Annotated in this window: 7 protein-coding genes; 5 read left to right on the forward strand and 2 right to left on the reverse strand. The window is 52.5% G+C overall.

Annotated features, from left to right (window positions below):
• Positions 1-3,950 precede the first annotated feature (3,950 nt).
• Together FJ146_17955 and FJ146_17960 are read left to right on the forward strand one after the other, a co-directional pair.
• On the forward strand, positions 3,951-4,967 hold the full coding sequence (locus FJ146_17955; GenBank protein MBM4253856.1) for a hypothetical protein: 1,017 nt from the start codon (positions 3,951-3,953) through the stop codon (positions 4,965-4,967).
• 412 nt (positions 4,968-5,379) lie between these two features.
• Positions 5,380-5,571: a hypothetical protein gene (locus tag FJ146_17960; protein MBM4253857.1), complete on the forward strand. Its 192-nt coding sequence runs from the start codon at positions 5,380-5,382 to the stop codon at positions 5,569-5,571.
• Between the two features lie 80 nt (positions 5,572-5,651).
• Here FJ146_17960 and FJ146_17965 read toward each other — a convergent pair whose 3' ends face one another.
• The gene (locus FJ146_17965; GenBank protein MBM4253858.1) at positions 5,652-6,023 is read right to left on the reverse strand and encodes a type II toxin-antitoxin system VapC family toxin; all 372 of its coding nucleotides are present in this window, start codon (positions 6,021-6,023) and stop codon (positions 5,652-5,654) included.
• Positions 6,024-6,230: 207 nt separating this feature from the next.
• Between FJ146_17965 and FJ146_17970 the strand changes: the two genes are divergently transcribed.
• On the forward strand, positions 6,231-7,514 hold the full coding sequence (locus tag FJ146_17970) for a transposase (protein MBM4253859.1): 1,284 nt from the start codon (positions 6,231-6,233) through the stop codon (positions 7,512-7,514).
• Here the strand turns inward: FJ146_17970 and FJ146_17975 are convergent.
• A complete protein-coding gene (locus tag FJ146_17975; protein ID MBM4253860.1) occupies positions 7,394-7,735 on the reverse strand; it encodes an AbrB/MazE/SpoVT family DNA-binding domain-containing protein in 342 nt (113 codons plus the stop codon). The two genes, FJ146_17970 and FJ146_17975, sit on opposite strands and share 121 nt — an antisense overlap.
• A gap of 865 nt (positions 7,736-8,600) precedes the next feature.
• On the opposite strand from FJ146_17975, the gene FJ146_17980 reads away from it, so the two are divergent.
• Positions 8,601-9,221 carry a hypothetical protein gene (locus FJ146_17980; protein MBM4253861.1) on the forward strand — a complete coding sequence of 207 codons (621 nt, stop codon included), beginning with the start codon at positions 8,601-8,603 and terminating at the stop codon, positions 9,219-9,221.
• On the forward strand, positions 9,218-10,069 hold the full coding sequence (locus FJ146_17985) for a nucleotidyl transferase AbiEii/AbiGii toxin family protein (protein ID MBM4253862.1): 852 nt from the start codon (positions 9,218-9,220) through the stop codon (positions 10,067-10,069). Before FJ146_17980 ends, FJ146_17985 begins: the two co-directional genes overlap by 4 nt.
• Positions 10,070-10,336: the final 267 nt, after the last annotated feature.

Consider the following 10,336-nt stretch of genomic DNA (forward strand, 5'->3'; position numbering starts at 1 on the left):
GAATGGCGGCACGATTACTACTGCGGGCACGATTAGTCTTGCACCCACGGGAGTGAGTGCTGGTACGTATGCACGGGCTACGGTGGTGGTGGACAGCGCAGGACGGATTACGAGTGCGAGTAGTGGGACTCCGATCGATCTCGCGTTAGAGGTGTCAGGCACGTTACCTGTCGCTCGTGGTGGCACGGGTACCAATCTCAGTGCAACTGGTGGCACAGGACAGTATTTGAAGCAAACAACGACTGGTGGTGTGGTCACAGTCGGAGCGATTCCCGCGGGTGACATCACGCAGTCTTTAGGTTACACCCCGTTGAATAAAGCAGGTGACACTCTCGCTGGAGCGATGAGCGCCGGTAGCTATAACCTGACTGACCTGGGCCATGTGCAGATGGCACCGTCGAAGACGCTGGGTCTCAGCAATCATGCTAGTGACCCAGCGGGACTAGTCGTCGGAGATAAAGGCAAGACCTGGTTTAACGCCACCACCAACCAAATCAAGTACTGGGACGGCTCCATTGCCGTGGCTCTTGGAGTCTCCGGTGCCGGTGTCAGCAAAGTGGTCGAGGGGACTGGCATCTCGGTATCTACAGCCAGTGGCACAGCAACCGTTGCACTAAGCGCCACGACGGTGGCAGCTGGTAGCTACACCAGGGCTAACATCACTGTGGACGCTCAGGGTCGACTTACCGGTGCTGTCAGCGCCGCTGCTATAGGTGACAGCGATATAGCCGCTGGAGCAGGCATAGTTCAGAGTAAGATCGCAGGCCTAAGCGCATCGTTAGCTGGCAAAGAGAACGCGGTCAACCCCGGTACCGGCTCTCAATACTACCGTGGCGATAAGACTTGGCAGGAGCTGACCACAGCGTCGGTTGCAGAGAGTGGCACCAGTCTTTACTACAGCGATGCGCGTGCTCGTGGGGCGCTGAGTGCTGCTGCTCCCATCACCTACGGTCTAGTCAGTGGTGCGATTGGCATCACGCAAGCCAGTGCGTCCAGTAACGGCTATATATCATCGAGTGATTGGATCACATTTAATGGTAAACAGAATGCACTAGGCTACAGCCCTCTTAATAAAGGTGGAGACACTCTCGCTGGTGCCTTGGACGCCGGTGCATTCAACATCAGTAACACCGGTAACGTGCAGCTAGCTGCATCGAAGATGCTGGGTCTTGGTGTTTATGCGACAGATCCTGCGGGTCTTACAGGTGCAGATAAGGGCAAGACCTGGTTTAACGCCACCACGAATCAGATCAAGTATTGGGACGGCTCCAGTGCCGTGGCGCTTGGAGTGTCGGGCTCAGGCCTAAACTCGTTTAACGGTCAGACAGGTAATACGCAGACCTTGGCTCCTCCCGGTACCTCGGGTACAGCACCTGCGTGGTCATCAGCGAGTGATACCCACACGCTTAATATCCCGCTAGCGTCTGCCGTAAGTGTAACGGCAGGTTTAATATCGAATACGGAATACGCCGCATTTAACGGCAAAGTGAGCAATGTCGCTCAGGGTGCTGGGGTAGCTGTGGCCACTGCATCGGGCACTGCGACTGTGAGTTTAGCGACGGTGGGTACAGCAGGCACTTACGCCAAAGTGACCACTGATGCGTACGGTCGCGTGGCAGCTGGCGATAGTTTGGCGCCGTCTGACCTGCCGCCGCATAGTGCCGCTCTCATCACTGCGGGTACTTTAAACGTGGCTAACGGCGGTACTGGCGCCACCTCCCTTGCGGCAAACCATGTGATCCTGGGTAACGGCACCTCCGCCATGCAAACGGTAGCTCCGGGCTCTAGTGGTAACGTCCTCACCTCGGACGGAACGACGTGGCAGAGTGCGGCGTTACCCACAACTAATTGGGCAGCTCCTGGCGCACTTGGTGCGACGACACCCAACACGGGTGCATTTACGAGCCTCTCTAGTAACGCGCAAGCAGGCTACGATGCCAAGCCTTACGGCACAGCATCGGGTAACACGGGCGAGGTACGCCTTACGGAACTCGCTGCCGGCGGCACGAATTATGTCGGATTCAAAGCGCCTGATGCCATAGGTGCTAATAAGATCTGGGTACTCCCCGCAACGGACGGCTCAGCGGGACAAGTGCTGAAGACCGATGGTGCTGGTAATCTAGGCTGGGTGTCAGGAGCCACTGGCAGTGTCACCAGCGTGGGAGTGACGGCACCAGCTTCGGGTATCACGGTCAGCGGTGGGCCGATCACCGCGTCAGGTAACGTGACGCTAGCTCTAGCCAACGACCTAGCTGCGGTCGAAGGCCTTACCACCACGGGTGGGGTCGAGCGCACCGCCACAGATACGTGGTCCACCTATACGCTGACATCAGCAGGTAAAGCACTACTAGACGACGCCGACGCAGCCGCGCAGCGCACGACCTTGGGGCTAGGCTCCCTAGCGACCGCCAGCGCCGTGTCTGGCGGCAGCGGTGGCACGATCACTGATGCCTCGATCACCGACGATGATATCGCTACGACAGCGGCGATTGCTGACACTAAACTCGCAGCGATTATGACTGCGGGCAAAGTTTCGGGTAATGCCATCACCTCGGGGATTATAGCTGGATCTACGGGAGTCAATACGAGTGGTAATCTGATCACGAGCGGTAACGTGGGGATTGGGACAACGGCGCCAATCTCTAATCTAGAAGTTTCTTCAGTATCAACTGATTCTACGCAGATTATGATCGGCAATAGCTCAGGCAGTCATCAGTACCAACTCGCTGTTACAGGCTCTGCTCACTCATACGGACCGGGATATTTAGCTTTTTGGGACCAAACCGTGGGCGCGACTAGGATGATCGTTTCCCCGTCTGGCAACGTCGGGATTGGGACTACGAACCCCGATGCGAAGCTTAGAGTCACTGGCGGCCATGTAATCGTAGATAACAACTATTCTTTCCTGATGAAACAGACTGATGGCCAGCTAATGGGTTTCGATAGTCATACAGATGACAGCTTTCGTGCGATTTCAAATACCAGTCAAGTCAACATGACGATTCTGAAAAACGGCAACGTCGGGATCGGGACCACGGCGCCATCGACCAGCCTTGATGTCGCGGGTGGCGTGAGAGCGCTAGGAGGAGCGCCGGGCGCTAATGGTGTAAGTAACAAAGGCTACGCGTTCTCCAGCCCAGGGGACAACGACTCTGGTATGTTCAGCGATGGTGACGGCCAAGTTGAGTTTTACACTAATGCTGTTGAACGAATGCGATTGACGTCCAGCGGCAACGTCGGCATTGGTACGACCGCTCCGGCAGGAACCCTGCAGGTGGTAGGTGGAGTTAGGGCGTCCAAGGGCTTACCCGTGGCCGCAGATAATACAACGAACCTCGGGTATACATTTGCGAGCGACGGCGACACCGGCATGTTTCTCACTCTTGTCACTCAGACTGGTGGCGGTGATTTTGCGTTTTACAACGATGGTTTTGAGCGAGTCAGATTTACGAACTCCGGCTACGTCGGGATCGGAACGACAGTTCCCCAACAGAGACTGGACGTAGCAGGGAAGGTCCGCGCTCAGGGCGTGACTCAGCAATTGGTGAATCAAACTTGGGCCCCAGCAACCGAATCGGGCTCGTCAACCTCATGGGCAAGCTTACCGACCGACATGGCAGTATCCGTATCCACTGACAATTCAACTATTTGGGTCGTGGCCAATATCAGCCGCTGCCAGCATTCAAGTGCCACGACACTCACCGAGTACCGTGTAGTTGTGGACGACGTTGAACCCACAAATTGTCGAGCGCAACTTGGCGAACATTCAGGTTGGAATTATCGGCCCATGCACATGGACTGCATCATGTCTGTAGCCGCAGGGGCACACGTGGTAAGAGTGCAATATGCGACGCGTTCCGGGACAGAGAATTGGCACAATGATTCCGCTGGTTTTGGCATCCGTAGTTTGATTGTGACGGAATTCAAAAATTAAAAGGAACACCTCCGAGGTGCTAAATGCTAGCTGCGCCGGCGCAGCATGTGAGAGTTTCTTAGGTCCAGGGTCCTCAAACAATGCGTTAGCGCGCTGCGCCGGCGCAGCAGACACTAGTAAGGTCATGAGCCTGAGGGCGAATGGCAACGTCGGGATTGGAACTACGGCGCCAGGTTTCAACCTCGACGTCGCAGGAGCAATAAGAGCAAACGGCACCATTGTTGGAACTTCAGGTGCTTCCCATCCGGCCTGGGCACTAAACGCTGTCGACTCCACGCAAACCTACAAAGCCATGCTTGTAGGAAACGCCAATTCACTAAACAATGCCTACGAAATCAGTTTCAACTATGCGGGCGCGGGAAGTACCGCGAATCGCATTGGCCTAGGATTTTACGGGAATCAGCACCTTTTAAACATCCAAGCATCCGGCAACGTTGGGATCGGGACGACATCTCCAGTCGACCTCATGCACATCTACTCTTCTGGCACCTCGGCAAACCTTGGCTACGTCTCTAGCAATGGGTCAAGACAATGGCGCGCCGGGATACGAGGGGACACAAATAGCGCCTACGTAATCCAGGACGACACTTCCGGCCTGTTTCGCATGGCTATTAGTAGCAATGGTAACGTTTCTACTCCCGGTCAAACCTTCTTTGAAGCAAAACTTTGCTCAAATACTATAAATCCTGGAAACGGCATCATTTGGGAGACTGTAATTACTAATATTGGCAATGCTTACAACAGCACCGATGGCAAATTCACAGCACCAGCTTCTGGTGTTTACCAATTTGGATTCAATTTACTTATGCCAAATGCCGCGAGTGGTGATCTTCGCGTTGCATTTTATAAAAATGGCACCGGCTTTAACCATTTCGTACAGTACAAACAGGCGAATACATGGGACCCCTTTCAAGGGGTAACCAGCACCTATCTAAATGCCGGAGATACGGTTTGGCTTGTTTATCTGCAGGGTAGTGGTTCCATTTATGTCGATTGTTCATTTAATAGGTTCTGGGGGCGATTTGCAGGCTAGAAAAAAGGCTCTGTTTAATGAATGTGACTAGATAGGGGACGCACTCCCGAGAGCGAGGCTTGTCTGCACCGTGCTTCAAGACGGTGTTTGTGTGAAAAATGTTGCGTCGACGAGGCGCTATCCAGGCGGTCATATACGCCGACAATCATGATCAACTTTTGGTCTTAGTGCCGAGAGGTCATTATTACAAATTTATCAAAGTCAGCGGCAACAGCACCGCTTACTTTATTAATTGGTTGGAATTACGTTGATGCGATGCCGATGCAATCGAATTTACCGTTAGTGGATTACTTGTCGTATTGAGCAATTCTTACGATGACATGCGGCAGCAGCAACATTGGAATGGGGGCTTTGGTGCCTGAGCGTCAATGGCGCGTGCACGGAGGTACGGGAGGCGCGTACCTGAAAATAAATGACGACTGCGTATGCATCCAAATTAGTCGTCAACGACGCTAATGAGTTGATTGGTCCGGTGCAGCTGTCAAATGTCGAGCGGTGGCAGGATGCTCCTGCTCTGGATCTTACAGGTTGTGTACAGCCGACAACATCGCCAAGTACCAATAAGATTCCCAATCCCCATCTCAAATACCAGTGGCGGCGCTGATAGGGATGCGGCTGCTAGCGGCGCAGTGGTGGCTAGCTGAAACTTCTGCGATGCAATTTTTAGCGTTGACGTTTTAGGAGTCAAGCTCGAATAACGACTACGTCTTTGATCGTAGAGAAGTCATTGTCTAAGGTAACGAGCTGCGCATTTTCTCTAATTGCATGGGCTAAAACAAGACTGTCGGCCATGCCCAATTTATACGCGATCGAAAGGTCGACGGCGTGGAGAGCAACCTCATCACTGAGATTTAAATTCCCAAACGTCCTGAGCCAAGCGGCAACTCGGAGGGACTCATCTTCAGATACCCTCGTGGTTACCTTGCGGCAAACTTCAAAAACTACGAGCGACGGCACCCCGACGATATGGCTTTTGTCCATATAGCGCTGGCAGCTAGTCAGACGTTTACCGCGCGTCAGCCATTCTATCGGGAAGTCGGCCAGTACTCCAACCATACCGTAGGACGCTTTAGGTTCTGAGGCTTGGTTGGTGGTGAAGGCCGAAACACCGTGAGCTTCGCAAAGCGAAGTGAGCGGTCCATGATGGGGCAATGCTGTAGTTTTATTTTGATGAGAATTAGGTCGCTCGCAATGTTTTTAAAGACATGAGAGTATCCACCTTGCCGACGTATTTAAGTCCCCAAATTCGTAGTTTTTGTCGTTATGGAACAGGTCAAGCGCAAGGTTACATACCGCATTTACCCCTCGACCAAACAGGGCAATAAGATGGTCGAGGTTATTCGTCTCCATCAGCGCCTTTACAACGCGGCACTGGAGCAGCGCATTGATGCTTATCGTCGCTGCGGTAAGAGCCTCAACTACTACGACCAAGCCAAAGAGCTGACACAGCTCAGGGCTGAATTCCCGGCATATGCCGCCCTTAATGCCCAGTCAGAGCAAGTGACTTTGCGGCGCCTTGAGAGGGCGTTTCAGGCATTTTTTAGGCGTGTGAAGGCGGGAGAGGCTGCTCCCGGATTCCCAAGGTTCAAGGCTTTCGATCGCTTTAAAGGCTGGGGATATGCAGCGCATGGGGATGGCTGGAAGTTCAAGCCTAATGCGGATTACGTACATGGCACTCTGCACCTTAGTGGAGTTGGCAATTTACAAGTACGTGGACGGCCTAGGTTTATGGATCAGGCCAAGAGTAACCGTGATCCAGGCCAACCTAAGACTGTTGAGATCATAAGAAAGGCCAGCGGTAAGTGGTTTGCATCGATCACCTTTGCGACGCTGCGGCCACACCGCGCTAGTGGCCAAGCGGCCGTCGGGATTGACTGGGGTACTGCCACCTTTGTGACCGTCGTTACTGAAGATAACGCCCAGTATCTCATCGAAAATCCGCGTCACTTTAAAAAGTACGACTGCCAACTAAAGAAAGCGCAGCGTCAGTTATCCCGCAAAAAGAGAGGATCCAAGAACAGGTCCAAAGCCAAGCAGAAGCTGGTCTCGTGCCATGAGAGGCTGGCTAATCAGCGGGACAATTTTTTGCACCAGACCAGTGCTCGCATATTGCGCGAGTCCAGGTTCGTAGCCACAGAGGCTCTGAACATCAAGGGCATGACAGCCCACGGTGGAGCACATAAGAAAGGGTTGAATCGCAGCATTCTTGATACGTCCCCTGGCAAGTTTTTCGCATTATTGGAATTCAAAGCGGCAGACGCTGGTATTCCCTACATCGAAATACCAACCAGGAAGGTCAAGCCATCGCAAAGCTGCTCCGGATGCGGAGTGGTCCAGAAAAAGGCACTGTCTGAGCGCACGCATTCATGTGCAAGCTGTGGGCTCAGACTTGACCGGGACGTGAATGCTGCACGCGTGATCTTGAATTATGCTTTGACAGGCTTTGTCACGGGGCGGGAACCGTCCTCAGGTGTGGAGGGCGGGGTTACCCGTCCGGTGAAGCACGAAACTCCACCCATAACGGAGCGCGCTCGCCAGAGCGTGTGAGGCGTGGGTGGTAGCAGTTCATCCTTCTTATCGCGGAATTTGGCTTGATCTAGCTTTCCAGCAAGAGCTAGTTGCAATTCAGCCCCATCGGGGACATGTACTAGGTATGCGACCTTGCCCTTTGCGATGACCTCCATGCGTGAACCTGGGGTAACGCCGATCGCGACCCTGACAGCCTCCGGGATTACCACCTGAAACTTTGGAGAAACTTTGACTGACATACCGACCTCCTAACCATCACTTTTGAAGTCAAACGGAACAACGATCGATGTCAATATCGTGTAATTTATGTATAACAAGGTCGGTTTTGGAACGACGGCGCCGATCGATTAGCGGCAAATTAGCGGTGCCAGCACTTCCCAGACTGGCATAGATCTCACCAATAAAAGCGGTTCAGCCTAGAACTGGCGCCTTCATGGCAAACTCGTGTACTGAATACCATCAGAAGCGATTCGGACGGGAATGTGACGTCACTCTCGTCCAATCAGGTGAACTACCGCTACCCCTAAAGGGGTAAGGCTTCCGATACTTGCTTGAAGCCGAAGCTTCTCGCTTTCTCGTCTTTTTTGACGCTTCGCCGTCCTTGCCAGATTCGCTTCGCTAAGCTGGTCTTATGTGGACTCCACGTCCGATACCCGCCTTGCAGCGAGCAACCCCGTTCCAGGGTCTAAAATGATTTGTACGCTAGAAAGTTGTGTCAGTTTTAATCCGCGTTAGCGCGGGGTGAGTGTAGCTACGCACAGGTACACTCGACACAACAATAAGGTTTTTACCGATGCCATGTTTTGGGCATCGAACCCGTACCTTACTTGTCAAAGAGCGAGGGGATAATATTCGATGCAATTTGCTTATCCAAACGGATTTAGCGGCGGTATTCGCTAACGCGAAACCTTAGTGGATCGCCTTGACCGCCCCCTGATGCAGTAAACAACCGACGCCGCTGGCCGCTGCTGGTATCAGTGGCAAAGATGCTTCATCTGAATTGACTGGTATGTTGATTTTTTGTCCACATACCGGCTAAGATGTCTTATCTAATTTTTTGTCACTATGTTGATAAAATGGCAACATACTGGAAGCTATTAAATCATGCGAGACCCTCTAAAGGAAGCCATAACCAGCGAAATTGATTATAATTTATTGATTTATTTGCTGCGGCACTATAAGTTCCCCCGCAATAAGATCAGCAGTCTAATTGCGTCCGGTTCTTTGGTCAGGGTCAAGAAGGGGCTCTATGTTCGCGGTGATGCTCCCTACAGTCTGCCGGTTCTCGCCAATATGGTGTACGGACCGTCATACGTGTCGCAGCATTATGCGCTGGGCATGTACGGACTTATTCCCGAGCGGGTGCACGCAGTGACTTGCATGACACTCGGCAGACGCAAGCAGTTCGATACTCCGGTGGGTGTATTCAGTTATGAGCCGTTGCCGGCACGGTTATATAGCGTGGGTATCCGCCGCGTGGAACTCAGTCCAACGCAACCCTATCAGATCGCAACACCAGAAAAAGCCATTGTAGACATAATCTGGCGCCGTAAGGATCTAAACTCGACAGAAGCTATGGACGACTATTTGACTCACGATCTGCGTCTCGATTTAGATCGGCGCCATGTCTACTCTCTAAGTCGCATGCGCAAAATCGAGAGTGTTTATCACAAAAGGTGCGTCAAAGTTCTCACGACTTTACTGGCAAAAAGGCTAGGTTCATGAACGATATCATCGTAGATCGCGTCAAATCTTATCGAGCAAAGACCCCAGAGCAAGAGAAGGATGCCCTTCGAGAGATCATACAGGAAATCACCTTACTTGGTTTGTGGCGTGCTAAATTCTTCGAGCATGCAGCCTTTTACGGTGGTACTGCATTGCGAATACTGTACGGCTTGGATCGCTTTTCTGAGGACCTAGACTTCACGCTTCTTCGTTCAGATGCTCGCTTTAAGCTGGCCTCGTATTGCAGCGGCGTCCGAGAGGAGCTGGCTGCATATGGCTTTGAGGCTAATGTAGAGACTAAGGCTAAAAAGACGCAAACCAGTACCGAATCAGCTTTCGTTAAAGCCGATACACTCGTCCACCTGATTAAGATCGGGTCGCCTTTTCGGGCGACCAAGGGTGAGCTTTTGCAAGTTAAGTTTGAGGTAGATACGTCGCCTGCTCTTGGTTTTGCGACAGAAGTGAAGCAATTCTTCTGGCCTCAGGCATTTACTGTCACGACATTTGATCTGCCGAGTTTGTTTGCAGGAAAGTTACATGCAACATTTTGCCGCGACCGCATCACCAACGTAAAGGGACGCGACTTCTACGATCTGCTTTGGTATGTCGGTCGAGGGGTGAAACCAAACCTTGCTTACCTCGAAGCTAAATTGCGCGAGTCCGGCCACTTGCTGAGGCAGGAGGCCTTTACTGCTCCGGCCTTTCGGTCGTGGGCTCTTGCGCGGTTAGAAAAGCTAGACATTGATGCAGCCAAAAGCGACCTGCAGCGCTTTTTGCCGGATCAAAGGTCACTAGAGGCGTGGTCACCGGAACTTTTTAAAGCGGCTATTGAGCGGATTACTACCTAAAATTGACCTCTGATTGTTGGCGACTGTAGCTCGGCTTAACGAGCACCTATAGCAAAGATAGTCCAACTCCCCAAAATCTCAGCTCCTTCAGCCAATCACGGTGGCGGAATTCAGCGCCGTTTGAGCAGTCGTTTCAGCGACTTAAATACCTACCTAAAGTTATCCCCCGGTGTGCCGATGCCATTTTAGTAAGAACGGGGACCCCCGTCCTGTGATTTCGGTGCCTTAACTGAGGCGCTTATGGCTCGAGCGATGCGACAGCAAAAA

The sequence above is a fragment of the Deltaproteobacteria bacterium genome (genome assembly GCA_016874735.1).
Classification (GTDB): domain Bacteria; phylum Bdellovibrionota_B; class Oligoflexia; order Oligoflexales; family CAIYRB01; genus CAIYRB01.

What these genes read in the sequence shown, in the direction of transcription:
- FJ146_17960 (MBM4253857.1), top strand. Translation starts at nt 5,380, where the DNA reads ATGACGACTGCGTATGCATCCAAATTAGTCGTCAACGACGCTAATGAG.
- FJ146_17965 (MBM4253858.1), bottom strand. Translation starts at nt 6,023, where the DNA reads ATGGTTGGAGTACTGGCCGACTTCCCGATAGAATGGCTGACGCGCGGT.
- FJ146_17970 (MBM4253859.1), top strand. Translation starts at nt 6,231, where the DNA reads ATGGAACAGGTCAAGCGCAAGGTTACATACCGCATTTACCCCTCGACC.
- FJ146_17975 (MBM4253860.1), bottom strand. Translation starts at nt 7,735, where the DNA reads ATGTCAGTCAAAGTTTCTCCAAAGTTTCAGGTGGTAATCCCGGAGGCT.
- FJ146_17980 (MBM4253861.1), top strand. Translation starts at nt 8,601, where the DNA reads ATGCGAGACCCTCTAAAGGAAGCCATAACCAGCGAAATTGATTATAAT.
- FJ146_17985 (MBM4253862.1), top strand. Translation starts at nt 9,218, where the DNA reads ATGAACGATATCATCGTAGATCGCGTCAAATCTTATCGAGCAAAGACC.